The sequence below is a fragment of the Paenirhizobium daejeonense genome, from assembly GCF_014280875.1.
Classification (GTDB): Bacteria; Pseudomonadota; Alphaproteobacteria; order Rhizobiales; family Rhizobiaceae; genus Allorhizobium; species Allorhizobium daejeonense.
In genome coordinates this window covers 43,069-69,953 of record NZ_JACLAL010000009.1, presented here as the reverse complement: position 1 = coordinate 69,953, position 26,885 = coordinate 43,069, and the positions used below count along the sequence as shown (strand labels likewise).

The window sequence follows — 26,885 nt, the reverse complement described above, 5'->3', positions numbered from 1 at the left end:
CATGTCGCGGTCCTAGAGCTTCCAGCGAACGACGACAACCGGATTCTGTCATAAAATCCCTTCACTGCCATCAGTCTGGAAATGAAATACTATAATCGGCAAGTGATGGACGTTTAAAATTGCGCCCTTATCGACGATAGTCATGGGCCCCAAGTTGCCTATCAGACCATGACTGTGGCTCTTTCTATTAGCAGTGTGGTCGGCGCATCGGGGCCCAGTGTTCCGAAGGCCAGGCCGTGTTCCTTCCCGAGGCGGGAGCGGGAGAAGGATGCCGCGACGGCAGGGTTGGCGGACTTCAACAGAATGGAGGCCTGCAGCAGGAGCGCGGCGCGCTCGACGATGAAGCGGCTGCGATATTCGAGGTTCTCCACATCGTCGAGGGAGCTGGTAAACGCTGCCAGCTCTGCATCATAGGCGGGATCGAGACCTCTGGCGGCGGCGAGTTCGTCGAACAGCGTGTCACGTGAGGCGGGCTCCTTGCGCAGGGCTCTCAGCACATCAAGGCACTGGACGTTGCCGCTGCCTTCCCAGATCGAGTTGAGCGGCGCCTGACGGTAAAGACGCGGCATCATCGTCTCTTCCACATAGCCGATGCCGCCAAGGCATTCCTGCGCTTCATTGATGTGCGGGGGCGCGCGCTTGCAGACCCAGTATTTGCCAATCGCCGTGGCGATGCGGGCAAAGGCGGCCTCGCTCTGGTCGTGCCCGGCAGCATCTATCGCTCGAGCGACACGTATCGTCAGGGCGAGCGCCGCCTCGCTCTCGAGCGTGAGGTCGGCCAGCACGTTGCGCATCAGCGGCTGATTGAGGAGATAGGCGCCGAAGGCCTTGCGTTGCCGGGTATGGTGCAGGGCCTGCACCGTCGCCTGTCGCATCTGGCTGGCCGAACCGATCATGCAGTCGAGGCGGGTGAGTGCCACCATGTCGAGGATTGTCACGATGCCCCGGCCTTCCCCGCCGACGAGTTCTCCGAAAGCCCCCCGAAACTCAACTTCCGACGAGGCATTTGACCAGTCGCCAAGCTTGTCCTTCAAACGCTGGATCTCGGTCGCATTGCGGCTGCCGTCCGGGCGAAAGCGCGGCACGAGGAAACAGCTCAGACCACCCTCCGCCTGCGCGAGCACCAGATGAGCGTCGCACATGGGCGCGGAGAAAAACCATTTGTGCCCGACCAGCTCGTAGGTGCCGTCAGGTTGGCGGATCGCCCGTGTCGTGTTGGAGCGGACGTCGGAGCCGCCCTGCTTTTCCGTCATGCCCATGCCGATGGTGCAGCCGGTTTTCTGTTCCATCGGGAGGCTGCGAGGGTCGTATTCCGTGGAGATAAGCTTCGGGATCCATTTCTCGGCAAGCGCGGGTGCGCGCCTGAGGGCCGGGATGGCCGCGTGGGTCATCGACATCGGGCAGCCGACGCCGGCATCTGCCTGCGAGCCGATATACATCACCGCGGCGCGCGCCACATGCGCGCCGGTCCGGTTGGCGTTGCGCCAGGCAAAGCCGTTCATGCCGTGCCTCATCGCCTCCGCCATCAGCCGATGATAGGCGGGGTGGAATTCCACCTCGTCGATGCGGCGGCCATATCTGTCGAAAGACCGCAGCCGTGGGCGGTTTTCATTCGCTTCGTAACCCGCCCGGACAAGCTCACCGCCGACGAGCGAGCCGTATTCGCTCAGGTGTCCATGTGCCCAGCCCCCGCCGTTGTGTTCGACAGCTTCTCGGAGCGCAATGTCTGTCTCCCAGACATTGTATTCCTTCAGCTCTTCCGGCTGATTTTGTACTTCGTGCGTCTGGAATTGGCTGGTAAGTGACATGTTTTCCTCCTCGTGCGCTCCAGCACGCATGAAAGAAAATTACGCTTGATGTCGAATAGTGTCAAACATGGTAACTTTGAGGTGCCGAATGCACGGCGTCTGATCCTCAATCTGCTGGGTGTGGCTGAGGGTGGTGTATTGAGCGTTGCCGATGCCCTGAGAGCCTGTGCACTCTTCGACATTTCCGAAAACAGCGTGCGAGTGACGCTCGCGCGTCTTGTCCAGTCGGGTCTGGTCGAGCTTGTCGAGCGCGGCGTCTATCGGCTGGGGTCGGAGAGGCGAAGGATCCGTGACGATGTCGCCGGCTGGCGGACGGTCGAGGAGCGTCTTGTCCGCTGGAACGGCGACTGGATTGCGGCATCGACCGGAGGGCTTTCCCGCAGCGACCGCAAGGTGCTGAGGGCGCGAGAGCGGGCGCTCTCCATGCTGGGCATGCGGGAGCTTGGCAACGGTCTCTTTATTCGCCCCGATAATCTGGCGGGCGGCGCGGGAATGGCGCGTCAACGCCTGATCGCACTGGGTCTGGGAGAGGATGCCGCCGTATTCAGGGCCGCGGATTTCGATCCGGACCGGCAGAAGCAGGCTCTCGGTCTTTGGAAAAGCGATACGCCGGTCGTGGCTTATAGAGAAAGCGTGCAGCGTCTGGAGGCGTGGCTGGAGGGTATGGCGGGCTTGCAGCCCGAAATCGCTGCGCGTGAAAGCTTTCTGCTGGGCGACGATGCCATCCGCCAGATCGTCTTCGATCCCATGCTGCCCGCGCCATTGGCGGACGAAGCCGCCCGCCACGATTTCATCGAGGCGGTGAAGCGGTTCGACGATCAGGGCAGGCGCATCTGGATGGAATTTTTCGGTGCATCCGCTTCATGAGCGGCCAAGCCAGCTCCTGAGAAGGGCAATCGTCTCATCCGGTTTTTCGATCGATGGCAGGTGACCGCAATCGCGGAAGACGTGAAGCTTGGAACCGGGCACGGCCTTGTGAATGTCCATCGACCGTTCGGGTGCCGTGGTCGGCTGCTGATTGCTGACACCGCAGTCCTCCTGTCGCCTTTCCCTCCGTCTATATGCCATGCCTATTTCATAGCCCGTCGATCCCAATCGAAAGGCTATGCGCTCGTGGTTACCTTCCTCGATACCCGGTCTCATCGACATCCCGTCGTGCAGCCGGAAATCAAGAAGGATTGTGGCATGTACGGTCGTTTGGGAAGTTTCTTTCTGGCGCAATATCTTGCGGAAAGCGATGCGCGAAACGGCGACAGACGTTGGCCCGAGCGTCGAACTGACCGTGGGCTTGCCAATCGGGATGCCGGGGTGCTGCTGACATGGTTCGCGCTTGCCGGCGTGGCATGTTGTGTTCTGGTCATCATTGCAGCGCTTTACTGAGGAGTTCTCCCATGGGTAAGGCAGAGATGAATGCCGCTCCCTCGGCTGCGGGCGTGCGGTTCACCGTCGGGCGTGATGCGCGGGGACGCTGGGTTGTCGCTGACCGCGATGGTCTGGTTGGAGGTCTCTTCACCGATCGCGCCTCTGCGGTGCATTTTGCCATGTTTGAAAGTGACCATCAGCCGGGCGCCGTCTGGTGCGTTCCCGATCACGTCAGCCTGAAGGTGGGGCGGCTTTTCGACAGACGTCCCGCCAGACCGGCCGGAACCAGCGCGAGGGCGTAAGACATGTCTCGCGCCTTCAATCGCCGGTTCAAGACAGTATTGGCACGCGCAGGCGGCGGGCGCGGGGAGCGCCTGCACGCCTTGAACATTGTTCCCGGTGCACTCGCCGTCATGTTACTTGCTCTGCTTGCGACATACGGCCTGGCGCTCGCCGCCTGCATCCAGGCAAGGCCGGAATTCCTATAGGATTCCTATTTCTTTCCCGAACGTCCGCTCTCGAATCTATATGCGCCCGCGCCGCATATTCATACCCGAGGGATCGGGATGATCCTCTCCAGATCAGGAAGCATGGAGGCGTCATCATCGGAAGGCACCCTTTGTCTTGTCTGCTTCCAGTCATTGAAAAGGAGTGAAGATCAATGATGGATGTAATTCTACTCGCAACGGCGCTGATCTTCTTCGGGCTGTGCTTCGCATACGTTCGCACATGTAACGAACTCTGAGGAATTTCAACGATGGTTCTCGATTACGTCTTGAGCGGTGCTGTGACCGTGCTTCTCACCGTCTATCTCACCTATGCTCTCATCCGTCCCGAGCGCTTCTGACCAAGCAGCCGGGCTATCGAAAGTTTTCCACCCATGACCCTCAACGGATGGTTTCAGATCCTGCTTTTTTGCGGGATCGTTTTCGCGCTGGTCAAACCGCTTGGCGGTTACATGACACGCGTCTTTTCTGGCGAGCGCACGTTCCTTTCACCGGTCCTCGTTCCCATCGAACGGGGACTTTACGCCATTGCAGGTACCGGCGAGCGCGAGGAACAGCATTGGAGCGCCTATGCCTTCGCCATGCTGATGTTCAATCTGCTCGGTGTTCTGTTTCTCTACGCGTTGATGCGCCTGCAGGCAGGATTGCCCTACAATCCGGCCGGCATGGGTGTTGTGCCGGAGGAGCTCGCCTTCAATACGGCGGTCAGTTTCGTGACCAACACCAACTGGCAGAACTATGGCGGCGAAAGCACCATGTCCTACCTGACCCAGATGGCGGGACTGGCAGTCCAGAATTTTCTCTCCGCAGCTACCGGCATTGCGATTGCCATTGCGCTCATCCGGGCGTTCTCGCGAGCTTCCGGCAAGGCGATCGGTAACTTCTGGGTCGATATGACCCGCGCCGTCCTCTATGTTCTGCTTCCGATCTGCATCGTGCTGACCTTGGTTTACGTCTGGCTCGGCGTGCCCCAGACCTTCGGTCCTTACGTGACCGCCACGACGCTTGAGGGTGCGCAGCAGACCATTGCGGTTGGTCCCGTTGCCTCCCAGCTCGCCATCAAGATGCTCGGCACCAATGGTGGTGGCTTCTTCAACGCCAATTCGGCACATCCCTTCGAGAACCCGGACGCGATCTCGAACCTGATCCAGATGGTCTCGATCTTCTTGATCGGTGCGGCGCTCACCAATGTGTTCGGCCGCATGGTCGGCAACCAGCGTCAAGGCTGGGCCATTCTCGCCGCCATGGGCGTGTTGTTCATCGCTGGTGTTTTCGTTACCTACTGGGCGGAAGCTGCCGGCAATCCGCTAATGCAGTCGCTCGGCCTTGCGGGCGGCAACATGGAAGGCAAGGAAGTACGCTTCGGCATCGTCCTGTCTTCGCTGTTTGCTGTCATCACCACTGCGGCATCCTGCGGTGCGGTCAATGCCATGCATGGCAGTTTCACTGCGCTTGGTGGCCTGATCCCGCTCATCAACATGCAACTCGGCGAGATCATCGTCGGCGGCGTGGGTGCGGGCTTCTATGGCATCGTGCTGTTCATCGTCGTCGCGGTCTTCGTGGCGGGCCTTATGGTCGGTCGCACACCGGAATATCTCGGCAAGAAGATCGAGGCGAAGGAAATGAAGATGGCCGTTCTCGCCATTCTCTGCCTGCCGCTGGCGATGCTTGTCTTCACCGCGATCGCTTCGGTACTGCCTTCGGCGGTCGCCTCGATCGGCACGGCCGGTCCGCATGGTTTCTCCGAAATCCTCTATGCCTATACCTCGGCTGCCGCCAATAACGGCTCGGCCTTCGGTGGCCTGACCGGCAATACCCCTTGGTACAACGTGACGCTCGGCATCGGCATGCTGGCCGGCCGCTTCCTGGTCATCATTCCGGCGCTTGCAATCGCGGGATCGCTGGTCACCAAGAAGACGGTTCCGGCTTCCGCAGGCACTTTTCCGACCGATGGTCCGCTCTTCGTCGGCCTGCTCGTCGGTACCATCCTGATCGTTGGCGGCCTGACCTTCCTCCCGGCGCTGGCGCTCGGACCTGTGGTCGAGCACCTGTCCATGATCGCCGGACAGATGTTCTGAGGTGCGGTGATGACCACGCGCATAAGACCCTCGAAGGCATCCGCCCATGCCCCGGTGAGCCGGGGCATGGAGGTCCCACGGTGGCGGGCCTCCACTGTCATCGTGCTGATGACGGTCGGGCTTCTGGCCCTTATGGCCGCAATACGAATTCTGCACGGCTGACCGGCCATCCGGTCCGCCTTCCTCGTTTCAACGCTGGAGTCTCTTATGAGCCAGGCAAAATCCGCGAGCATCATGGATTCTCGCATCCTTATTCCGGCCATCGGGGCCGCTTTCAAGAAGCTCAACCCGAGGACGCTTGCCCGTAACCCGGTCATGTTCGTCGTGGCCGTGGTTTCGGTACTGACCACGGTTCTCTTCGTCCGCGATCTCGCCACCGGCGGCGGCAATCTCGGCTTCTCCTTCCAGATCAACCTCTGGCTCTGGTTCACCGTACTCTTTGCCAATTTCGCCGAGGCTGTCGCCGAGGGCCGCGGCAAGGCCCAGGCGGACTCGCTGCGCAAGGCACGCACGGAAACCCAGGCCAAGCTGCTGACGGGCAGTGACCGCGCCAGCTATAGCATGGTACCGGGCACGAGCCTCAAGGTGGGCGATATCGTTCTGGTCGAGGCCGGCGATATCATTCCGTCCGACGGTGAGGTGATCGAGGGTGTCGCTTCGGTCAATGAAGCTGCGATAACCGGCGAATCCGCTCCGGTCATCCGTGAATCCGGCGGCGACCGTTCGGCCGTCACCGGCGGTACGCAGGTTCTTTCAGACTGGATCCGCGTCCGCATCACGGCTGCTGCAGGCTCCACCTTCCTCGATCGGATGATCTCGCTCGTCGAAGGCGCCGAACGCCAGAAGACGCCGAACGAAATCGCGCTCAACATCCTGCTTGCCGGCATGACGCTGATCTTCGTTCTCGCTACCGCGACCATTCCGAGCTTTGCAGCCTATGCCGGCGGCTCGATCCCGATCATCGTGCTCGTCGCCCTCTTCGTCACGCTGATTCCGACCACCATCGGCGCTCTTCTTTCGGCCATCGGCATTGCCGGCATGGACCGCCTCGTGCGCTTCAACGTGCTTGCCATGTCGGGCCGCGCTGTCGAAGCTGCCGGTGACGTCGATACGCTGCTTCTCGACAAAACCGGGACTATCACGCTCGGCAATCGCCAGGCGACGGCGTTCCATCCGGTTCGCGGCGTATCCGAGCGGGATCTCGCCGATGCCGCCCAGCTTGCTTCTCTTGCGGACGAAACGCCGGAGGGACGTTCCATCGTCGTTCTCGCCAAGGAAAAATACGGTATCCGCGCCCGCGACATGGCGAACCTGAAGGCGACTTTTGTCCCGTTCACCGCCCAGACGCGCATGAGCGGCGTCGATCTCGACGGTTCCAGCATCCGTAAAGGCGCGGTCGACGCCGTTCTCTCCTATGTCAATTCGGTTGCGCTTGGTGCGGGAACAGGCGGCGTGACCGCCGTCCGCACGGATATCTCGATCCTAAATGAACTGCAGTCGATTGCCGATGAGATCGCCAAGACAGGAGGCACCCCGCTTGCCGTTGTTCGCGACGGAAAGCTGCTTGGCGTCGTGCAGCTCAAGGATATCGTCAAGGGCGGCATACGGGAGCGTTTTGCAGAACTGCGCCGCATGGGTATCCGCACGGTCATGATTACCGGTGACAACCCGATGACTGCCGCTGCGATTGCCGCAGAAGCCGGCGTGGACGATTTTCTCGCCCAGGCGACTCCGGAAAACAAGCTGCAGCTCATTCGCGAGGAACAGGGCAAGGGCAAGCTGGTCGCGATGTGCGGCGACGGTACGAACGACGCTCCGGCGCTGGCCCAGGCGGATGTCGGCGTTGCCATGAACACCGGTACGGTTGCCGCGCGCGAGGCCGGCAACATGGTGGACCTCGACAGCGACCCGACGAAACTCATCGAGATCGTCGAGATTGGCAAGCAGCTTCTCATGACCCGCGGCGCGCTGACGACGTTTTCGATCGCCAACGACATCGCCAAGTATTTCGCCATCATCCCGGCGATGTTCCTGGCCTTCTATCCGCAACTCGGCGTGCTCAACATCATGGGTCTTGCATCGCCGCAGAGCGCCATCCTGTCGGCAATCATCTTCAACGCGCTGATCATCATTGCGCTGATCCCGCTGTCGCTGAAAGGCGTGAAGTACCGGGCGGTCGGCGCCGGCGCGCTGCTCTCCCGCAACCTGCTCATCTACGGCGTCGGCGGCATCATCGTCCCGTTCATCGGTATCAAGGTGATCGACGTCGTCATCACGGCGATCGGTCTCGCCTAAGGAGTAAGAACAATGCTCAAGCAACTTCGTCCGGCCATAGTGCTGCTCGTCGCCACCACGGCTATCACGGGCCTCGCCTATCCCTTTGCCATGACAGGGGTCGCACAGGCGATCTTCCCTCATCAGGCCAATGGCAGTCTGGTCGACAAGAATGGTCAGGTCATCGGCTCGACGCTGATCGGTCAGGCATTCACCAGTGAGAAGTACTTTCACGGTCGCCCCTCCGCAGCCGGTGACGGATACAATGCCGCCGGCTCCTCCGGGTCGAACCTCGGTCCGACCAGCAGCAAGCTGATCGACCGCGTCAAGGCCGACTATGAGGCGGCCAAAGCGACCAATCCGGATGCGGAAGTGCCGATCGATCTCGTAACGGCATCCGGCAGCGGGCTCGACCCGCATGTCTCGCCGCAAGCTGCCTATTTTCAGGTGCCGCGTGTCGCCAAGGCGCGTGGCATGGACGAGGCGGCGGTTCGGGCGGTGGTCGACAGTCACGTGGAGGACCGGGAATTCGGTCTCCTCGGTGAGCCGGTCGTGAACGTGCTGGCGCTCAATCTGGCGCTTGACCAGACGCATCCATAAATTGAAATAGATGCAATATCGTATCGGACGGCCATCAATCGATAGCCGTCCGATACGATCAAGAGATTTCAACCTATGCCGGACGACACTCGCGAAATGCTGAACAGGCCATCGCCGGATGCATTGCTGGAGCATGCCGAGCGGGAGACGCGAGGCAAGCTGAAGATCTTTCTCGGCGCCGCTCCCGGCGTGGGTAAAACCTATGAGATGCTGATGTCCGGCCGCGCCCAGAAGGCGGATGGTCTCGATGTGGTTGTCGGTGTCGTGGAAACCCATGGTCGCAGGGAAACCGAGGCGCTTCTCGACGGATTTGAAATCATCCCGCGCAAGCGGATCGACTATCGCGGGCAATATCTCGAGGAAATGGATATCGACGCCATTCTCGCCCGGCGTCCGGCGCTGGTCCTCGTCGACGAGCTTGCGCATACGAACGCTGCCGGCAGCCGTCATCCCAAGCGCTACATGGATGTGCAGGAGATCTTGGCACAAGGCATCGACGTCTATTCGACTCTCAACATCCAGCATGTCGAGAGCCTGAACGACGTCGTTGCCCAGATCACCCGCATCCGGGTGCGCGAGACGGTACCGGACTCGATCATTGATCGCGCCGATGACGTGGAGATCATCGACCTCACGCCCGACGACCTAATCAAGCGCCTGAAGGACGGCAAGGTTTACGTACCGACGACCGCGCGCCGGGCAATCGAGAACTACTTCTCGCCGGGCAATCTCACGGCGCTTCGCGAGCTTGCGCTGCGGCGAACCGCGCAGCGGGTGGACGAGCAACTCCTAAACCACATGCAGGCGCATGCGATCTCCGGCCCATGGGCGGCGGGCGAGCGAATACTGGTTAGCCTCGATCACAGCCGGAACGGCGCGAGCCTCGTGCGCTACGCCCGCCGTCAGGCCGACCGCCTCCGCGCGCCCTGGGCCGCATTGCATTTCGAAACACCGCAATCGATCAATCTTCCCGAAGAGGACAAGGACCGGCTCGCCGCCAACATGCGACTTGCCGAACAGCTTGGAGCGGAGACGGTGACCCTGCCGGGGCTTCGCGTCTCGCGGGAGATCATTGATTATGCCCATGCCAACAATTTCACCCATATCGTCGTCGGGCGGCCGGGCAAGCCGCGTTGGCGCCAGCTCTGGCAGGGTTCGGTCACCCATGACCTGATCCGCCATGCGGGCGATATCAGCGTCCACGTGATTTCCAACGATGCGAAGGAAAACGACCAGCGACGCGGCATGAAGCCCGCATCGCAGCCGAAACCGTTCCGCATAAAGCCCTATGTCAAGAGCACGATCTTCGTCGCGCTCGCGATTGCTGCCGGTATCTTGCTGGATCAGACGCTCGCGGTGCAGAACCTTGCGCTCGTCTTCCTGATGGCGGTGCTGGCGGCTGCGATCCGCGGGGGGCTCGGAGCCGGTCTCTATGCTTCGCTGCTCGGTGCGATGTCCTTCAATTTCTTCTTCCTGGAACCCCGATACACCTTCACTGTCCGAGACCCAGAAAGCCTTGTCGCCCTCTTCTTCTTCCTCGGCGTGGCGCTGGTGGCATCGAACCTGACCGCGGCCGTCCAGCGGCAGGCTGTCGCCGCGCGCCAGCGGGCGCGGACGACGGAGGATCTATATCTTTTCTCGAAGAAGCTCGCAGGGACCGGCACGCTGGACGATGTCCTGTGGGCGACAGCATTCCAGATCGCCTCCATGCTGAAGGTTCGGGTGGTCATCCTCCTGCCGGAAAAGGGGACGATTGCCGTGAAGGCTGGCTATCCCCCTGACGATACGCTTGTCGATGCCGATATTGCTGCCGCCAAATGGGCCTGGGAGCACAACCGCCCAGCCGGCCGCGCCGCCGACACGCTTCCGGGCGCAAAGCGGCTCTATCTGCCGCTGCGAACGGGACGCGAGGCCATCGGCGTCGTGGGACTCGACAACGACAAGCAAGGTCCTCTGCTGACGCCCGAACAGCAGCGGCTGTTCGATGCGCTGGCCGATCAGGCGGCACTTGCCATCGAGCGCATCCAGCTTGTTTCCGATGTCGACAAGGCGAAGCTTGCGGCCGAGACGGACCGGCTGCGCACCGCTCTCCTCACCTCCATCTCGCACGACCTCAAGACGCCGCTTGCCGCGATCATGGGCTCGGCAGGTACGCTCAAGGACTTCGGCGGCAGTCTGTCGGAAGAGGCGCGGGGTGAACTGCTTTCGACCGTCATCGACGAATCCGAGCGGTTGAACCGCTTCATTGCCAACCTGCTCGACATGACGCGCATCGGTTCCGGCGCGATGGAGCCGAATTACGCCTTTCACTTCGTCGGCGATATCGTCGGCACGGCTTTGAAAAGGGCCGCGAAGATCAGCTCCCGGCATAAGGTCGCCGTTAGCATTCCGGCCGATCTGCCGATGCTGAAGGTTGATGCGGTTCTTTTCGAACAGGTGCTTTTCAACCTCATCGACAATGCCGCCAAATATGCCCCGGATGAAACGGCGATCGAGATACGTGGCTCGCGGGAAAATGGCTCGGTGCTGCTTTCGGTGATCGACGAAGGGTCGGGAATCCCGGCTGAGGATACCGAGCGGATCTTTGATAATTTCTACCGTGTCAGCAAGGGCGATCATGTGCGCGCCGGTACGGGGCTCGGCCTTGCTATCTGCCGCGGCTTCGTGGAAGCCATGGGCGGCACCATCCGGGCCAGCAATCGCTCCGACCGGTCAGGCGCGATTTTCACGATCCGTATGCCGGTGCCGGACGAACTGCCCGTTATGGGAGAAAGCGAATGACCAATTCAGCCGTCAGAATACTCATCGTCGATGACGAACCGCCGATCCGCAAGCTGTTGCGTGTCGGCCTGTCCACACAGGACTACGCGATCAGCGAGGCGATGAATGCCAAGGTGGCCATTGAGGCGGTGAAGGCGGAAAGGCCTAACCTCATCATCCTCGACCTCGGCCTGCCGGATATGCCCGGCCTCGATCTTCTGGCGAAGTGGCGGGGCGAGGGGCTGGACCTCCCCATCGTCATCCTGTCGAGCCGCACCGATGAGGCCGGTATCGTCAAGGCGCTGGAACTGGGTGCCGACGACTACGTTACCAAACCCTTCGGCATGAACGAACTCGTGGCCCGCATTAGCGTCGCCCTTCGTCACCGGTTGCAGAGCCAGGGGGAAAAACCGGTCTTCCAGACCGGCGACCTTTCTGTCGATCTCGTCAAGCGCGTCGTCAAGGTGGCGGGCAAGGAAGTGAAGCTTTCGCCGAAGGAATACGACATCCTGCGCATCTTGGTGCAGCATGCAGGCAAGGTGCTCACCCACCGTTTCCTGCTGGAACAGGTGTGGGATAGCCTGACGGATGTCCAGTATCTGCGGGTCTATGTCCGCCAGCTTCGCCAGAAAATCGAACAGACGCCGGACCAGCCGCGTTACATACTGACCGAAACCGGTGTCGGTTATCGGCTGCAGGAAGGCCAGTAAGGCTCCTCCTCAAACATGGATAGCATCATGAAGCTCCGAGATTGTCTTCCGGCGGAGAACGTGGTGGTTGGCTTGCAGGCAACCACAAAGGCCGGTCTGATCAGACAGCTTTCCGAACTGGCGGCGGAAAGGTTGCCGGTAGGTGCCGATGAGATCTCAAAGGCCCTTCTCGGACGCGAAAGGCTGGGATCAACTGGCATCGGCGACGGTATTGCCGTGCCTCATGCGCGAGTGAAGGGACTGGACAGGCACTTTTGCCTGTTTGTCCGTCTAGCCAAGGCAGTGGATTTCGAGGCGATGGACGAATTGCCGGTCGACCTTGTTTTCATGCTGCTCAATCCCGACAACCAGCCGAACCACCTGAACATCCTTTCCGGCATCGCCCGCAAAATGCGGGAGGAAAAGGTTGCTCAGGCTGTTCGCACGGCTATATCGCCGGCGGACATCTATCGCGAATTATGTCCGCCGGATCTCTAGTCGGTGTTGTTTTGGCCGTCAGGCGTAACGGCTGATCGCAAGGTCGGTGGCGTCGATCTCGGCCTTGCGACCGCTGACGATGTCGCTGATTACGCGGGCGGAGCCGCAGCTCATGGTCCAGCCGAGCGTGCCGTGACCGGTGTTGAGGAAAAGACCCTGGACCTTGGTCGGCCCGATGACCGGGGTGCCATCCGGCGTCATCGGGCGAAGGCCCGACCAGAAGAGAGCCTGCGATACGTCGCCGCCCGGGAAGAGGTCAGTGACGGAATGCTCGAGCGTGCGGCGGCGGGCAAGGCCGAGGTCGTTGGTATAGCCAGAGATTTCCGCCATGCCGCCGACGCGGATGCGGTCGCCGAGGCGGGTGATGGCGATCTTGTAGGTTTCGTCCATCACGGTCGATTCCGGAGCGCGGCTCGCATCCGTGATCGGGATCGTCAGGGAGTAACCCTTGACCGGATAGACCGGCAGGCTGATGCCGACCTGCTTGAGCAGCAATGGCGAATAGCTTCCGAGCGCCACAACCACGGCATCGCCGCGCACCGGTGCGCCGTCCGTCACGATGCCGCGTACGCGTCCGCCTTCGATGTCAAAGCCCTTGATGGTGGTGCCGTACTGGAACTGGACGCCTAGCGCTGCGGCCTTTTCGGCGAGCGCATTGGTGAACTTGAAGCAGTCACCGGTCTCGTCCTTCGGCGTCAGAAGACCGCCGACGATCTTTTCGCGGACATGCCGGAGAGCCGGTTCGACCCGGATGCAACCTTCCGGATCCAGAACCTCGTAAGGAATGCCGTCCGCGGCAAGCGCCTTCACGTCTTTTGCCGAGGCGTCGAGCTGATCCTGTGTGCGGAAGAGCTGCAACGTTCCCTGCATGCGCTCGTCATAGGCAAGGCCGGTTTCCTCGCGCACGGCGGCAAGCGAAGTTCGGCTGTAATCGGCGAGACGGAGCATGCGGCTCTTGTTGAGCGCATAGCGATCTGTGGTGCAGTTCGCCAGCATCTTGAACATCCACGACAGCATGGCCATGTCCAATTTGGGGCGCAGGATCAGCGGAGCATGTTCCATGAACAGCCACTTCATGGCTTTCAGCGGAATGCCGGGCGCGGCCCAGGGAGAGCAATAGCCGAACGATACCTCGCCGGCATTGCCGAAGCTGGTTTCGAGTGCGGGGCCGGGCTGGCGGTCTACGACGATGACCTCATGTCCAGCCTTGGCGAGCTGATAGGCGGACGTCACGCCGACTACGCCGGCGCCGAGAACGATGACTTTCATGATTGCCTCAATGACAGAAGAGAAATGTTAGCGGTATTGGCGACGGTAGCGATGGCCGAGACTGGTCAGCATCTCATAGGAAATCGTTCCGGCATCTGCGCTGAGCATTTCCAGCGTCTGGTTCGGGCCTATGACTTCGACCAGACTGCCCAGTGACAGCGTGCCTGCGGGCAAGGCGGAGATGTCGATCGTGATGCTGTCCATGGACACGCGGCCGACGATCGGCAGGCGCACGCCATTGACATAGACGGCACCGCGGTCGCTCAGGCTGCGCGGTAGCCCGTCGGCATAGCCGGCGGCAATGGTTGCAAGCCGCGTCTCGTTCTTGGTGACATGGGTCGCGCCATAGCCGACGTGGGTGCCAGCGGGAACCGTTCGTGTCTGGATTACCGCCACATCGAGGCGTACGACCGGCTCCATCGGGTTGGTTTCGCCATTGTTCGGTGCGCCGCCATAAAGAGCGATACCGGGGCGGGCGAGCACGCCGTGATATTCGCTGCCGAGGAAGACGCCGCCGGAATTGGCAAAGCAGACGCTGAATGCAGGAAATTCTTCCGCGATCCGGCGCATTTCCGCGAGCTGGTCGCCATTCTGCTGGCTGTTTTCATCATCGGCGGAAGCCAGATGGCTCATGATGAAGAGAATTTCGATGTCATTTTTGCCACGCAGTTCATCAGCCAGGAGGGCGCGTTCTTCCGGCGGGAAGCCCAGCCGGGACATGCCGGTGTCGAACTGCAGCACGGCGGGCAGGCGACGGTCGAGAGCGCGCGCGGTTGCAGACCAGAGCTGCAACTGTTCCATGGAGTTCAGCACCGGGATGATGCCAGCTTCGGCAGCCGGTGTCTCGTTGCCCGGCTGAAGACCGTTCAAGACGAAGATGCGGGCTTCGTCGGAAAGATGCGGCTTGAGCTCGGTGGCCTCGCAGAAATGGGCGACGAAGAAATGGCGGCAACCAGCGGCAAAAAGCGTAGTGGCGATTTTTGTGGCGCCCAGTCCGTAGGCGTCGGCCTTGACCACGGCTGCGGCCTTGGCCGGTGATAATGTAGCTGAAAGCTTCTCGTAATTGCGGCTGATGGCGCTGAGATCGATGGTGAGATATCCAGACGCGCCTTCATTGCTCGTCCGTTCTCGAATGTTGTTGTTCCAGATGGCGTTATCCACGTCGTTCCCTCATTTTTATCGGACAAGGATATTGAAACGATCGGAGAATTTTCCGTTGATTTACGCTTGATTATTCGATGATATAATTCGTTGTGAAATAATCTTCGAATTTATGGAATAATCTGCATGAGCGCTCTGGACGCCGTCGATCGCAACCTCCTGCGCCTTCTGCGGCTCGATGCCCGCATGAGCAATGCGGCACTCGCGGCCGAAGTCGGTCTGTCTCCTTCAGCCTGTTTGAGGCGGATCAAGCTTCTGGAAAAATCCGGTGTCATCAGAGGCTATACAGCGCTGGTCGACAGCGGTCAGATGGAGAATTCCATCGCCGTGATTGTCAACATCACGCTGGAACGGCAGACCGAGGATTATCTCAATCGCTTCGAGGCGGCTGTGCGCAGGCACCCTGAAATTCAAGAGTGCTTCCTGATGACCGGTGGCTCGGATTACCTGCTAAAGGTGGAGGTCGCCAATGCCGGCGAGTTCGAGCGGATCCACAAGGAAATCCTCTCGACCATGCCGGGTGTCCTGCGAATCCATTCGAGCTTTTCGATCCGGGATGTTCTCGCCACCCGCGCCAAAACCTCCCGCAACAGGCAGCCACTGGCGCGGTAAAAAGGTCGATTACGACGATGAGGCCTTCGAGATTACCTTGGTGCGATCGATGTCGTCGGATGACGTAACGACCTTGGGTCCAGTCGATCCGGGTTCGTCGGCGACCTCGCGGATCCATTCGCGGAGAATGGCGACAAGCAGCGCCATCAGCACGGGACCGACGAAGAGGCCGAGGAAACCCATCGTCTTGACGCCGCCGATCAGGCCGAAAAACGTCGGCAGGAACGGGAGCTTGATCGGCCCTCCGACGAGATGAGGACGTAGCGTCTTGTCGACGATGAAAAGTTCCGTCGTGCCCCAGACGAAAAGAGCGATACCAGGACCGACTGAGCCGCTGGCAAGGAGGTAGATGGAAACTAGCGTGAAGCTCAGGGGAGCACCGCCGGGGATCAGGGCCATGACGCCGGTGATGAGCCCGAGCGTGACTGCGGATGGTACGCCTGCCAGCCAGTAGGCGACACCGAGTACGACGCCTTCACCGATCGCGATGATGGTCATCCCGGTGACCGTCGAGCTGATCGTCATCGGTACGATGCGCGACACGCGTTCCCAGCGGTTAGGCAATATGCGCTCGCCAAGCTTGTCGAGCTGGGCGGCAAGGTAGCTGCCGTCGCGATAGACGAAGAACAGGGTGATCAGCATGAACAGCAGTGTCAGGAACCATTGGAAGGCCGAGGTGCCGAATACCAGCAACCCTCTGTAGATACTGCCGATATTCGCTCCACTTGTAAGCTGGACCAATTCGCCTAGGCCACCTGGATGACCAAGTTGGCGTTCCCATTGTTCCAGAAGGGATGCTCCTATGATCGGAAGGCTGCCCAGCCATTGGGGTGCTGGGGCGCCGGTAGCATTGGCCTGAACCGCCCATGCCGCCCAGATCTTTATCTCCTGCACGGCATAAAAAGCTGCAAGCGAGATCGGAACCACAATGAAGGATATGACGAAAACGATGGCGATCGTCGCCGCGAGCGTCCGATTTCCACCGACATATTCCTGCAGCCGGCGAAAAAGTGGCCAGCTTGCAAAACCGATTACGAGTGCCGCCAGCACAGGCACGACGAAGCCATGAAAGAAGTAGACCCCGGCAAGCAACACGAAGACCAGAAGCCAGCGGGCCGCCGATCGCGGACCCACGAGGAATGCCCGATCTTCGTGGTCATTGTAGGACTGACTGCGCGTTTTCACGGCGTTTTCACCTTCATGCGTGTTCTTGGGCATTTTGGTTCCAGTTGACCTTATCGAGGTTTGCAGCGCAACGATTTTGTTCGGTTTCTTGGACGCGACGCGCTTTGTCCTCTCCACCCCAGAGACCGCCTGAATAGCAGGTGCGGCGGCGAAGTTGAAGATTGCAAACCACTATCGCGATCTACCAAGCGTAATAGCGGGACGCGTAACTTGTATGTCTCCCGAATACATATTTCCTGGTTCGGTTCTCGCAGGTTTGGATGGGAATCCTCAACAAATGCCTTTCAACAGGCTGAGCACAGAAGATACCGGCACAGGCGAACGGTCATGTTTTGGCGTGTGTGCATTGCGTATACACTTTTTGCGAGCATATATTTACATATAATAGTACTATTGCTAGCGTCACTGCATGCCGACCTGCGGAGGGCAGGTCAGGCAATTTTGGGGAGGAAATCATGTCTGTATTGTCCAGACTCGCGCTGAGCGCGGGTGTGTCTATTCTTTTGTCCACGACTGCGATGGCGGCCAATCTGACGGTCGGGTTCTCGCAGATTGGTTCGGAATCCGGTTGGCGTGCCGCTGAAACGTCAGTCACCAAGGCCGAGGCTGAAAAACGCGGCATCGATCTCAAATTCGCCGATGCCCAGCAGAAACAGGAAAACCAGATCAAGGCGATCCGTGGCTTCATCGCCCAGGGCGTCGACGCTATCCTCGTCGCGCCGGTTGTCGCTACCGGCTGGGAAGCGGTGCTCGGCGAAGCCAAGGACGCCAAGATCCCGGTCATCCTGCTCGACCGTGGTGTCGACGCATCGCAGGATCTCTACCTGACGTCGATTGCTTCGGATCAGGTCGAGGAAGGTCGCGTCGCCGGGCGTTGGCTGACCGAAACCGTGAAGGACAAGGACTGCAAGGTCGTCGAACTGCAGGGCACCGTCGGCTCCACGCCTGCGATCAACCGCAAGAAGGGCTTCGAGGAAGCCATCGCCGATCACAAGAATGTCACGATTGCCCGGAGCCAGACCGGCGACTTCACCCGCTCGAAGGGCAAGGAAGTCATGGAAGGCTTCATCAAGGCCGAGAATGGCGGCAAGGGCATCTGCGCAGTTTATGCCCATAACGACGACATGGCCGTTGGCGCGATCCAGGCCATCAAGGATGCCGGCCTGAAGCCAGGTTCCGACATTCTCGTTGTCTCGATCGATGCCGTTCCGGATATCTTTGCCGCCATGGCCGCAGGTGAGGCCAATGCAACCGTCGAACTGACACCGAATATGGCCGGCCCTGCGTTCGATGCGCTGGAAGCCTATCTGAAGGATGGAAAGGAGCCGGCGAAGTTCATCATCACAGAGTCGAAGCTCTATACGCCTGCCGACAACCCCAAGGGTGAATACGAGGCCCGCAAGGGTCTCGGGTACTGATCTTCCTCACCAAGAGAGGGGCACCGGCATGCCGGTGCCCCTTGCATTGCAAATTAGGTCGGCGAAATATCGTTGTGGAGCGAGGGGGAAGACTATGGAGACGGTGGATCCGGGCACGGATTTCGTGCTGGAGGCGCGGGGTGTCGGCAAGATATTCGGCCAGAACCGTGCGTTGAACGATGTGACGCTGGGTTTGCGGGCGGGAGAGGTGCATGCCCTTCTGGGTGAAAACGGCGCCGGCAAATCGACGCTGATCAAGATCCTGACCGGAGCCTATCAGCCGGATGCCGGCGACGTCGTGCTCGATGGCAAGGCTGTACAGTTTCGCGATCCGCTGGACGCCCAGTCCCATGGCATCGGAACCGTCTACCAGGAAGTCAACCTGCTTCCGAACCGTTCCGTTGCTGAAAACCTCTATCTCGGCCATCAGCCGACGCGCTTCGGTTTTGTGCGCAAGTCCCTGATCGCGCGCAATGCTCGCGCGCTTCTTGCGCGTTACGGCCTCGACATCGATGTCGAAGCCGAGCTTGGCAGCTATTCTGTCGCCGTGCAGCAAATCGTCGCCATCTGCCGGGCTGTCGAGCTTTCCGGCAAGGTGCTGGTGCTGGACGAACCCACGGCAAGCCTCGACCGTCACGAGGTGGACAGGCTGTTCGAGGTGATCGCCGCGCTGAAGGCCGAGGGGCTCGCGATCGTCTTCATCACTCATTTCCTCGATCAGGTCTTTGCGATCTCCGACCGCGTGACGATCCTGCGCAACGGCCGCCTCATCGGCACGCGTCCGCTTGCGGGCCTGACACGCACCGATGTCGTCCGCATGATGCTCGGCAAGGATGTCAGCTTCGTTCCCGCCGTAACCGGCATAGAGGAGCGCGAGGCCGGCCCTGCCATGGTCGAGTTCGATGGTTGCGGCAAGACCGGCAAGGTGAAGCCGTTCTCGGTGCGCATCCACAAGGGCGAGGTGGTCGGCGTTGCCGGGCTTCTCGGATCGGGCCGCACGGAAATGGCGCGTGTCATGTTCGGCGTCGATCCTTCCGACAGCGGCGAGATCCGTATGGGGAAGAAGCGTATCGACCTGAAGAACCCGGTGCAGGCAATTGCTCACGGCTTCGGCTTTTGCCCGGAGGATCGCAAGGCGGAGGGCATTCTCGGGGATCTTTCGGTGCGGGAAAACATCGTGATCGCGCTGCAGGGCAAGCTTGGCTGGTTCCGTGCGCTCAATCGCGACGAGCAGATGGAGATTGCTGGCAGGTTTGCCGAGGAACTTGATATTCGCGCGGCTTCCCATGACATGCCGGTGAAGCTTCTGTCCGGCGGCAACCAGCAGAAAGTCATCCTCGCCCGCTGGCTGGCGACGGATCCGAACTTCCTCATTCTCGATGAGCCGACGCGCGGCATCGACGTCGGCGCCCATGCTGAAATTGTCCGCACCATTAATCGCCTGCGCGAGGACGGTCTGGCATTGATGGTGATTTCCTCTGAACTCGATGAAATCGTCGCCTATTCGTCCCGCGTCGTCGTCATGCGCGACCGTGAGATGGTGGCCGAACTGCATGGCGACCAGATAACGCCAGCAGTCATCGTCCAGGCAATCGCCGCCCAGCCCGAAGGAGATATCGCATGATCGCAGGCCGGCTGACGCGGGCTATCAATCCGCAAACCATTGCCCTGCTCGGTGTGCTGTTCATCAACTGGCTACTGTTTCCGGGCTTCTTCGACATTACCTGGCAGGATGGTCGGCTGTTCGGCAGTATGATCGACGTGCTCAATCGTGGCGTCCCCGTGGCTATCCTCGCCATCGGCATGACTGCGGTCATCGCGACGAAGGGCGTCGACCTTTCGGTCGGCGCGGTGATGGCTATTTCAGGCGCGGTGGCGGCGACCATGGTGACGGCGGGTTATCCGGGCTATGTGGCCGTATCCGCAGCACTTGCCGCCGGCCTTGTCTGCGGACTGTGGAACGGCATCCTTGTTACCTTCCTCGAGATCCAGCCGATCGTCGCGACGCTGGTGCTGATGGTAGCGGGTCGCGGCATCGCGCAGCTCATCACTGAAGGTTCCATCGTGACCTTCTCGGATCCGATCCTGATCTTCCTTGGCACGGGTTCCCTCTTCGGCCTGCCCATGCCCGTGCTGATCGCCGCGTGCCTGCTGGTCATCAGCGTGGTGGCGGTGCGTTCCACTGCCATCGGGCTCTTCATCGAGGCAGTCGGCGTCAACCGGACAGCCGCCAGCCTGGCCGGTATTCACAGCCGGCTGCTGCTGCTCTCGATCTATACCTTCTCCGGTTTTTGCGCCGCTATCTCCGGTATCATCGTTGCCGGCGACATCCGGGGCGCGGATGCCAACAATGCCGGCCTCTGGCTTGAGCTGGATGCAATCCTCGCCGTGGTGATCGGGGGCACGTCGTTGCTCGGCGGCCGCTTCTCGATCGCCATGTCGGTGATCGGCGCGATCATCATCCAGGCGATGAACACAGGCATTCTCGTGTCGGGCTTCCCGCCCGAGTTCAACCTCGTGGTCAAGGCCGGCGTCATCATCCTGATCCTGTTGATGCAGTCCCCGCTCGCAGGGCGGCTCGTCGAAGCCCGGCGCAACCGTCGCCTTCTTTCCGGAAAATCCTCATGAACCGCAGCCTTCGTCCTCTGGCGGCAACCGCCCTGATCTTCGCGCTCGCCTATGCGGCTAGCGTCCTGCAATATCCCGGAATGTTCTCGACGCGTGTTCTCGGCAACTTCCTGACCGACAATGCATTTCTCGGCATCGCGGCAGTCGGCATGACCTTCGTGATCCTCTCCGGCGGCATCGATCTTTCCGTCGGTGCAGTGATCGGCTTCACCGGGGTGATGATCGCGGTTCTGGTGTCGTGGTATGGCTATCACCCGCTCGTCGCCTTCGCCGTGGCGCTGGGGCTTTCCGCGGCTTTCGGCGCGGCGATGGGCGCTGCCATTCACTATCTTCAGGTGCCGTCCTTTATCGTGACGCTTGCCGGGATGTTTCTTGCTCGAGGCGTGGCCTCGGTCATCACGCAGGATTCCATTCCGGTCACCCATGCGTTCTATTCGAGCGTTTCCTCCACTTACTTCCTTCTTCCGGGAGGTGGGCGGATCAGCATGATCGGCGGGCTGATGATCCTGGTCTTCATCGTGGGGGCTCTGCTTGCGCATCGTACACGCTTCGGCTCGTACGTTTACGCGCTCGGCGGCAACACCACTTCGGCGCAGCTGATGGGTGTTCCGGTGGCGCGGACCACGATCCTCGTCTACACGCTCTCTGCGACTTTATCAGGTCTCGCGGGCATTGTGTTTTCGCTGTATACCTCCGCCGGCTATCCGTTGGCGGCGGTGGGTGTCGAACTCGATGCGATCGGCGCCGTGGTCATCGGGGGAACCCTGTTGACTGGCGGTTACGGCTTCGTCTTCGGAACCTTCATCGGCGTCATGCTTCAGGGGCTGGTGCAGACCTACATCATCTTCGACGGTACGCTTTCTAGCTGGTGGACGAAGATCGTCATCGGCGGACTGCTGTTCGTCTTCATCGTATTGCAGCGGCTGGTGTTCTCGGCTTCTTCGGTACGGGCAAAGGGCTTTTGGAAATTGAAACATGAGTGAACCCGGTAGCCTGATCCGCGCGCGTTCCGGGCGGTCGGCTGCACCCAACTTTCATTCGTTCATCATCAACGAGATCGGGGCCGGCATTGTTGCCGGCCGCTTTCCCGTGGGCACCATCCTGCCCAGGGACGCCGAGCTCATGGACACCTACGGCGTTTCCCGAACCGTGCTGCGTGAGGCGTTGAAGACGCTTGAGGCGAAGGGGCTGGTCGAGGCACGGCCGAAGGTTGGAACGCGGGTCTCGCCGAAAAGCCGCTGGCAGCTCTTCGACCAGCAGGTGCTGCTATGGCATTTCGAGGCGGGGCTCGATCCGCAATTCGTCGGTTATCTCTTCGATATCCGCCGTCTGCTGGAGCTGGAAACGGTGCGTCTTGCCGCAAAGCTGCGTACCGCCGATCACATCCGTATGCTCTACTACTGGCTCCAGCAGATGAGCGTGTCGCGCGGCATGGCCGATTCTTTCGCTTTGGCCACCCTGGAGCTTCATCGCATCCTTGCTGATACTTCGCAGAACCCCATGCTGCGGGCGGCGCTGGGTGTCACCGAGTTCACGCTTGCAGCCGCCATGCCCGCCGGCGACAGTCGCGACAACAGCTCTTTTTACGAGACTGCGATTACCAGGCGACGCAATCTCGTACAGGCCGTGGAGGCCGGCAATGTCGTTGAGGCAGAAACCAGCATATTGCAGGCGATCGATGCCGATCTTGCCGGAGCACGCTCTCGCAGTTCTGCCGGCATATTGCAAAACGGTCATTGATTTCAGTGGTTTCCAGCTGACTTTACCGCCGCGTGCGGTGTGAAAAGGTTGACAGGCGAGTTCCCATATTAACCATTTGTTAACCATACCAGAGGTACTTAAGGTCAACGATTTGTTTACGTAGATGACCAAAGTGCTAACAGACGCCCGCTCGATCCGAATCAAAGGTCGCTCTTTCCTGGCGGTCGTATTGTCGCCGGACCTGCCGCTGGATGAGTGGTTGGAAAGGCTCGACGATCTTGCCGCGCGTTCGGCAGGGTTCTTCCTGTCGCGACCCGTCGTTCTCGACGTCAGCGAACTGGCGCTCGACAAGGCGCAGATCAAGGACCTTCTCGCCGAGCTTGCCACGCGCAACGTCAGCATCATGGGTATCGAAGGTGCTCGTCCCTCTGCCATCGGGCCGGGAATGCCGCCGGCGTTGAAGGGCGGCCGCCCGGCCTCCGATTTCGAAATCACCCCCTCGGAACCGTCAGCCGAACCGGAGGAGAAGCAGGAAGCGAACGCCTCTAAACCCGCGCCGACGCTGGTTCCGGAAGTACGCCCGGTGCTGCAGTCGCTGGTGATCCGCGAGCCGGTGCGCTCGGGCCAATCAGTAATCTTCCCTGAAGGTGACGTTACCATCATCGGATCGCTCGCCTCGGGCGCCGAGGTCATCGCCGGCGGGTCGGTTCACATCTACGGCGCGTTGCGCGGTCGCGCGATGGCGGGATCGCTTGGAAACGCCGAAGCACGCATTTTCTGCCGCAAGCTGGAAGCGGAACTGGTCGCTATCGACGGCATCTACAAGATGGCCGAGGACCTGCCCGCCGCGCTTCGCGGTCAACCCGTACAGCTATGGCTCGAAGACGATTCGATCATGGCAGCGAAAATTATCTGAGCCGATGCCGGCCGAAAACAGGAGAGCAAGATGGGGAAGGTAATCGTCGTCACTTCAGGCAAGGGCGGGGTCGGCAAAACGACCACGACTGCTGCGCTTGGTGCCGCCCTCGCGCAGCGGAATGAAAAGGTTGTGGTCGTGGACTTCGATGTCGGACTGCGCAACCTCGACCTCGTCATGGGCGCAGAACGCCGGGTCGTTTACGATCTGGTGAACGTCATCCAGGGTGACGCCAAGCTGCAACAGGCTCTGATCCGCGACAAGCGGCTTGAGACATTGTTCCTGCTGCCTGCCTCCCAGACGCGGGACAAGGACAATCTGACGCCCGAGGGTGTCGAGTGGGTCATCAACGAACTGCGGCGCTATTTCGACTGGATCATCTGTGACAGCCCGGCCGGGATCGAGCGCGGTGCGACGCTTGCCATGCGGCACGCCGACGTGGCCGTCGTGGTCACCAACCCGGAAGTCTCCTCCGTCCGCGACAGCGACCGCATCATCGGTCTTCTGGACGCCAAGACTCTCAAGGCCGAACGCGGCGAACGGATGGAAAAGCACCTGCTGCTGACCCGCTACGACCCCGCTCGCGCCGAACGTGGCGACATGCTGAAGGTGGATGACGTACTGGAAATCCTGTCCATTCCGCTGCTCGGCATCATCCCGGAAAGCATGGATGTGCTGCGTGCCTCCAACATCGGTGCGCCGGTCACGCTTGCCGATGTCCGAAGCGCACCGGCCATGGCCTATTTCGACGCGGCACGGCGCCTTGCCGGCGAAACCCTGCCAATCACCATTCCAGGAGAAAAGCGAGGAATACTCGGCAAGATCTTCGCCCGGAGGGCAGCATGAGCATCTTTCGGCTTTTCACCCGGCAGAGATCTGCTCCGATGGCGCGGGAGCGCCTGCAGGTCCTCCTGGCCCATGAACGTGCCTCGTCGGGCTCGGATCTCGTGGCAACGCTGCGCGAGGAAATCCTCGCGGTCATCGCAAAGCATGTGGAACTCGACAGCGATCGCGTGCAGGTGAAGATGGATCGCGACGAGCATTATTCGATCCTGGAGATCGATGTCGAAATCCCGCTCGAGACGACCATGCAGGCCGCCTGAGCTTTAAGGACCTCATCATGTGACAGGCCGCTGAGACCTGTCGCTTTCATTCGGGCCGTCGACCTCCGGGTGGCGGCCTGATTCATGTTGGTGACATGGTTCCGGCGCCCGGCATTACTCTTTCCCATTGGGAGAGCGGGCTCGGTCCTGCACAGGCACTTCGAAATTACATGCTGACGCAGAACACGGAATTTCGGAAGAGCCCTGCACCTCATCTCGCGAGATGCAGGCGCTGTAACGGCGGGGGTTTTGCTTAGGTCAAGGGAATGGTTCGGATCGCTTTGCCGGAAGCGGACCATTCTTTCGCCATATGCGTTGACCAAAAGTAACTGTGTCCCGTCGATCGCTTGATCCCCATCAGCGGTCGCAACAGCTTTAAAGGAGTACAGGGATGAAAAAGTTTCTTGCCGTGGCGCTTGCCGCACTGCCAGTTCTGGTAGGTGCCGAAGCTGCCTTTTCGGCCGATGCCATCTCCCGTCAGGAACCGGTTCCGGATTTTAGGGAACAGGATAGTCGCGGCGGCGTCCGGATCGGCTATCTCGATTGCTCAATTGGTGGTGGTGTCGGTTATGTTCTCGGATCCGCAAAGGAAGCCGATTGCGTATTTACCTCTGCTATCGGCGGCGAGCCGCTTGACCGCTACACTGGTGTCGTCCGCAAGATGGGTGTCGATGTGGGCTTCACGACCCGCAGCCGTCTCATATGGGCCGTATTTGCCCCCACCGCCGGCTATCACCATGGTTCGCTGGGCGGCCTCTACCAGGGCGCGACTGCGGAAGCGACACTCGTTGCCGGCGTCGGCGCCAACGTTCTCGTCGGAGGCACTTCGGGATCGATCCATCTGCAGACGATCAGCGTGACGGGCCAGTTGGGCTTGAACCTTGCCGCAACCGGAACGTCCGTGACGCTGACGCCGGAAGGCTGAATACGGAGTTACTACCGGCCGGGCAATGGCCGGTGACTGTGGAAGTCGACAATAAAACAAGGAGGCGCGCCAATCCGGCGCGCCTTCCTGCATTCTGGATCTCCGATGATCAGCGCTTTAGATACTTGCCCAGCGCGCGGAATATCTGCAGCGTCTGCTGGTCTAGATCGTCGTCGGCGGGAATCGGCTGAGACGAAAGCTTGACGGCGGTCATTTCAGCGGCCTGATCGACATAGATCCATTGACCGTGAATGCCGATGGCGCAGAACTCGCCGGGCACGTCGTCCGGAATGTACCATTTCGAGCGATAACGGCCAGAGGCGAAGAGTTCGGTCAGATCGCCGCGAGCCCAAGCCTGCCGGTCGCCGCCGTTGAGGATGTCGTCTATCCAGCTTTCCGGAATGACCTGCCGGCCATCAGTGCGGCCTTTCAGTCGCATCAATTCGCCGAAACGCGCGAAATCCGCAACCGTGGTGCAGATGCCGCCTGCGGTTCTAGCGCCGCCCTGCCTGTCAACGGTGATGTAGGCGTCGTTCTCCGCCCCCATCGGTTGCCAGATGTGGTGCGACAGGAGTTCCGCCATCGGCATGCCGCCGGCGCGCTCGAGGATCCAGCCGAGAACGTCTGAGTTGGGCGAAACGTAGTGGAACTTCTCCCCATGTGGACCGGAATCATGGGGAAGGGTTGCAACGAAGTTGTGCAGGCCGCCCTCATATTCAAATGCCCTCGGCGGATCCCAGTCCATGGCCACGCGGTAGCGGGCGACATCGCCTTTCGGGTCGAGATAATCCTCGATGAAACGAACTGATACAGTCATGTCCAGGATATGGCGGACCGTGCAGTCGCCATAAGCGGATGAGGCCAGTTCTGGAACGTAGCGGGTCGCCGGCTGGTCGACATCGAGTTCGCCGCGCTCGACCAATACCCCTGCAAGGCTGCCGGTCAGCGATTTGCTGACGGAAAAGACGATGTGGCGGGTTCCTGCGTCGGAGGTGGGGCCATAATGCTCGGCAATGATCTGGCCGCGATGCAGGACCATGAAGCCGTCGGTAAAGCTGTCTGCCAGAGCGGCGTCGATGGTTCTGTTGCCGTCCGTCGAGATCTTGGACAGGTCCAGTGGTTCTGCGCGTGGCAGGGTGTGCTTGTTCTGTCCGTTCCGGATCGGCTGGGTGGCGACCAGCCGGTCGACGTGGCTGAAGGCCCAGGCGTTATAGGGACGGCGCCGCCAGTTCTCCAGCGTCGCCTCGGGCATTTCCGTTGTCGTTTTCGTCATCGTGCTCTCAGTCGAGGAAATCCGCAATTTCGCGAACGTGAATATCAATTGGACCGTCTGCTGCAAAGGCCGCGGCGACGCCTGCTTCCTATTCGCCAAGTGTCATCGGTTCGGCGTTA

General features: G+C 60.6%; 27 protein-coding genes. 21 read left to right on the top strand and 6 right to left on the bottom strand.

From position 1 onward, the window contains the following. Window positions 1-161 precede the first annotated feature (161 nt). On the bottom strand, window positions 162-1,808 hold the full coding sequence (locus H4I99_RS20160) for an isovaleryl-CoA dehydrogenase (RefSeq protein ID WP_163898717.1): 1,647 nt from the start codon (window positions 1,806-1,808) through the stop codon (window positions 162-164). Between the two features lie 48 nt (window positions 1,809-1,856). Here H4I99_RS20160 and H4I99_RS20155 point away from each other — a divergent pair, with 48 nt between their 5' ends. Continuing rightward, complete coding sequence (locus H4I99_RS20155; protein ID WP_163898714.1) at window positions 1,857-2,675, top strand: PaaX family transcriptional regulator C-terminal domain-containing protein; 819 nt, start codon at window positions 1,857-1,859, stop codon at window positions 2,673-2,675. Here H4I99_RS20155 and H4I99_RS20150 read toward each other — a convergent pair. Further along, window positions 2,670-2,876, bottom strand: coding sequence for an alpha/beta fold hydrolase (locus H4I99_RS20150; RefSeq protein WP_163898711.1), 207 nt, complete (start codon window positions 2,874-2,876; stop codon window positions 2,670-2,672). The two genes, H4I99_RS20155 and H4I99_RS20150, sit on opposite strands and share 6 nt — an antisense overlap. A gap of 117 nt (window positions 2,877-2,993) precedes the next feature. On the opposite strand from H4I99_RS20150, the gene H4I99_RS20145 reads away from it, so the two are divergent. The 10 genes from H4I99_RS20145 (at window position 2,994) to H4I99_RS20100 (ending at window position 12,575) form a co-directional block, all read left to right on the top strand. Beyond that, complete coding sequence (locus H4I99_RS20145; RefSeq protein WP_163898709.1) at window positions 2,994-3,188, top strand: hypothetical protein; 195 nt, start codon at window positions 2,994-2,996, stop codon at window positions 3,186-3,188. A gap of 11 nt (window positions 3,189-3,199) precedes the next feature. Beyond that, complete coding sequence (locus H4I99_RS20140) at window positions 3,200-3,472, top strand: hypothetical protein (RefSeq protein WP_163898706.1); 273 nt, start codon at window positions 3,200-3,202, stop codon at window positions 3,470-3,472. Between the two features lie 3 nt (window positions 3,473-3,475). Next, complete coding sequence (locus H4I99_RS20135) at window positions 3,476-3,658, top strand: hypothetical protein (protein ID WP_186663374.1); 183 nt, start codon at window positions 3,476-3,478, stop codon at window positions 3,656-3,658. Between the two features lie 269 nt (window positions 3,659-3,927). After that, window positions 3,928-4,017, top strand: a complete 90-nt coding sequence (kdpF, locus tag H4I99_RS20130; protein ID WP_163898704.1) for a K(+)-transporting ATPase subunit F — start codon at window positions 3,928-3,930, stop codon at window positions 4,015-4,017. 33 nt (window positions 4,018-4,050) lie between these two features. Next, complete coding sequence (kdpA, locus tag H4I99_RS20125) at window positions 4,051-5,754, top strand: potassium-transporting ATPase subunit KdpA (RefSeq protein WP_163898701.1); 1,704 nt, start codon at window positions 4,051-4,053, stop codon at window positions 5,752-5,754. Window positions 5,755-5,961: 207 nt separating this feature from the next. After that, window positions 5,962-8,049, top strand: a complete 2,088-nt coding sequence (gene kdpB / locus H4I99_RS20120) for a potassium-transporting ATPase subunit KdpB (RefSeq protein ID WP_163898696.1) — start codon at window positions 5,962-5,964, stop codon at window positions 8,047-8,049. 12 nt (window positions 8,050-8,061) lie between these two features. Beyond that, window positions 8,062-8,628, top strand: coding sequence for a potassium-transporting ATPase subunit KdpC (kdpC, locus tag H4I99_RS20115; RefSeq protein WP_163898693.1), 567 nt, complete (start codon window positions 8,062-8,064; stop codon window positions 8,626-8,628). Between the two features lie 75 nt (window positions 8,629-8,703). Next, window positions 8,704-11,409 carry a DUF4118 domain-containing protein gene (locus H4I99_RS20110; protein WP_163898690.1) on the top strand — a complete coding sequence of 902 codons (2,706 nt, stop codon included), beginning with the start codon at window positions 8,704-8,706 and terminating at the stop codon, window positions 11,407-11,409. Continuing rightward, window positions 11,406-12,098: a response regulator transcription factor gene (locus H4I99_RS20105; RefSeq protein ID WP_163898688.1), complete on the top strand. Its 693-nt coding sequence runs from the start codon at window positions 11,406-11,408 to the stop codon at window positions 12,096-12,098. Before H4I99_RS20110 ends, H4I99_RS20105 begins: the two co-directional genes overlap by 4 nt. A 27-nt stretch (window positions 12,099-12,125) precedes the next feature. Further along, complete coding sequence (locus tag H4I99_RS20100; RefSeq protein WP_163898685.1) at window positions 12,126-12,575, top strand: PTS sugar transporter subunit IIA; 450 nt, start codon at window positions 12,126-12,128, stop codon at window positions 12,573-12,575. Window positions 12,576-12,593: 18 nt separating this feature from the next. Here the strand turns inward: H4I99_RS20100 and H4I99_RS20095 are convergent, their stop codons facing one another. Continuing rightward, the gene (locus H4I99_RS20095) at window positions 12,594-13,844 is read right to left on the bottom strand and encodes a D-amino acid dehydrogenase (RefSeq protein WP_163898682.1); all 1,251 of its coding nucleotides are present in this window, start codon (window positions 13,842-13,844) and stop codon (window positions 12,594-12,596) included. Window positions 13,845-13,871: 27 nt separating this feature from the next. Next, complete coding sequence (gene alr, locus H4I99_RS20090) at window positions 13,872-15,005, bottom strand: alanine racemase (RefSeq protein WP_163898679.1); 1,134 nt, start codon at window positions 15,003-15,005, stop codon at window positions 13,872-13,874. A gap of 126 nt (window positions 15,006-15,131) precedes the next feature. Between alr and H4I99_RS20085 the strand changes: the two genes are divergently transcribed. Continuing rightward, window positions 15,132-15,617 (top strand): Lrp/AsnC family transcriptional regulator, encoded by a 486-nt coding sequence (locus tag H4I99_RS20085; RefSeq protein WP_163898676.1) that lies wholly within the window; start codon window positions 15,132-15,134, stop codon window positions 15,615-15,617. A 9-nt stretch (window positions 15,618-15,626) separates the two neighbouring features. On the opposite strand, the gene H4I99_RS20080 is transcribed toward H4I99_RS20085, so the two are convergent. Continuing rightward, window positions 15,627-16,835, bottom strand: a complete 1,209-nt coding sequence (locus H4I99_RS20080) for an AI-2E family transporter (protein WP_163898673.1) — start codon at window positions 16,833-16,835, stop codon at window positions 15,627-15,629. A 422-nt stretch (window positions 16,836-17,257) separates the two neighbouring features. Between H4I99_RS20080 and ytfQ the strand changes: the two genes are divergently transcribed. The 9 genes from ytfQ to H4I99_RS20035 all read left to right on the top strand — a co-directional run bounded on the left by ytfQ (window position 17,258) and on the right by H4I99_RS20035 (window position 25,493). Continuing rightward, window positions 17,258-18,220, top strand: a complete 963-nt coding sequence (gene ytfQ / locus H4I99_RS20075) for a galactofuranose ABC transporter, galactofuranose-binding protein YtfQ (RefSeq protein WP_163898670.1) — start codon at window positions 17,258-17,260, stop codon at window positions 18,218-18,220. Window positions 18,221-18,314: 94 nt separating this feature from the next. Then, entirely contained in the window at window positions 18,315-19,844 is a 1,530-nt protein-coding gene (locus tag H4I99_RS20070) for a sugar ABC transporter ATP-binding protein (protein ID WP_163898667.1), read from the top strand. Further along, a complete protein-coding gene (locus H4I99_RS20065; protein WP_163898664.1) occupies window positions 19,841-20,848 on the top strand; it encodes an ABC transporter permease in 1,008 nt (335 codons plus the stop codon). Before H4I99_RS20070 ends, H4I99_RS20065 begins: the two co-directional genes overlap by 4 nt. Further along, the gene (gene yjfF, locus H4I99_RS20060; protein WP_163898662.1) at window positions 20,845-21,831 is read left to right on the top strand and encodes a galactofuranose ABC transporter, permease protein YjfF; all 987 of its coding nucleotides are present in this window, start codon (window positions 20,845-20,847) and stop codon (window positions 21,829-21,831) included. The genes H4I99_RS20065 and yjfF overlap by 4 nt, the downstream gene beginning before the upstream one ends. Further along, the gene (locus tag H4I99_RS20055) at window positions 21,824-22,588 is read left to right on the top strand and encodes a FadR/GntR family transcriptional regulator (RefSeq protein WP_163898659.1); all 765 of its coding nucleotides are present in this window, start codon (window positions 21,824-21,826) and stop codon (window positions 22,586-22,588) included. The genes yjfF and H4I99_RS20055 overlap by 8 nt, the downstream gene beginning before the upstream one ends. A gap of 124 nt (window positions 22,589-22,712) precedes the next feature. Further along, window positions 22,713-23,465 (top strand): septum site-determining protein MinC, encoded by a 753-nt coding sequence (minC, locus tag H4I99_RS20050; protein WP_163898657.1) that lies wholly within the window; start codon window positions 22,713-22,715, stop codon window positions 23,463-23,465. A 30-nt stretch (window positions 23,466-23,495) separates the two neighbouring features. Further along, complete coding sequence (gene minD / locus H4I99_RS20045; protein ID WP_163898655.1) at window positions 23,496-24,311, top strand: septum site-determining protein MinD; 816 nt, start codon at window positions 23,496-23,498, stop codon at window positions 24,309-24,311. Continuing rightward, window positions 24,308-24,568 carry a cell division topological specificity factor MinE gene (gene minE, locus H4I99_RS20040; RefSeq protein WP_099061278.1) on the top strand — a complete coding sequence of 87 codons (261 nt, stop codon included), beginning with the start codon at window positions 24,308-24,310 and terminating at the stop codon, window positions 24,566-24,568. Before minD ends, minE begins: the two co-directional genes overlap by 4 nt. 391 nt (window positions 24,569-24,959) lie before the next feature. Beyond that, window positions 24,960-25,493 (top strand): DUF992 domain-containing protein, encoded by a 534-nt coding sequence (locus tag H4I99_RS20035; RefSeq protein ID WP_163898652.1) that lies wholly within the window; start codon window positions 24,960-24,962, stop codon window positions 25,491-25,493. A 109-nt stretch (window positions 25,494-25,602) separates the two neighbouring features. On the opposite strand, the gene H4I99_RS20030 is transcribed toward H4I99_RS20035, so the two are convergent. After that, window positions 25,603-26,766, bottom strand: coding sequence for a serine hydrolase domain-containing protein (locus tag H4I99_RS20030; protein ID WP_163898649.1), 1,164 nt, complete (start codon window positions 26,764-26,766; stop codon window positions 25,603-25,605). Window positions 26,767-26,885: the final 119 nt, after the last annotated feature.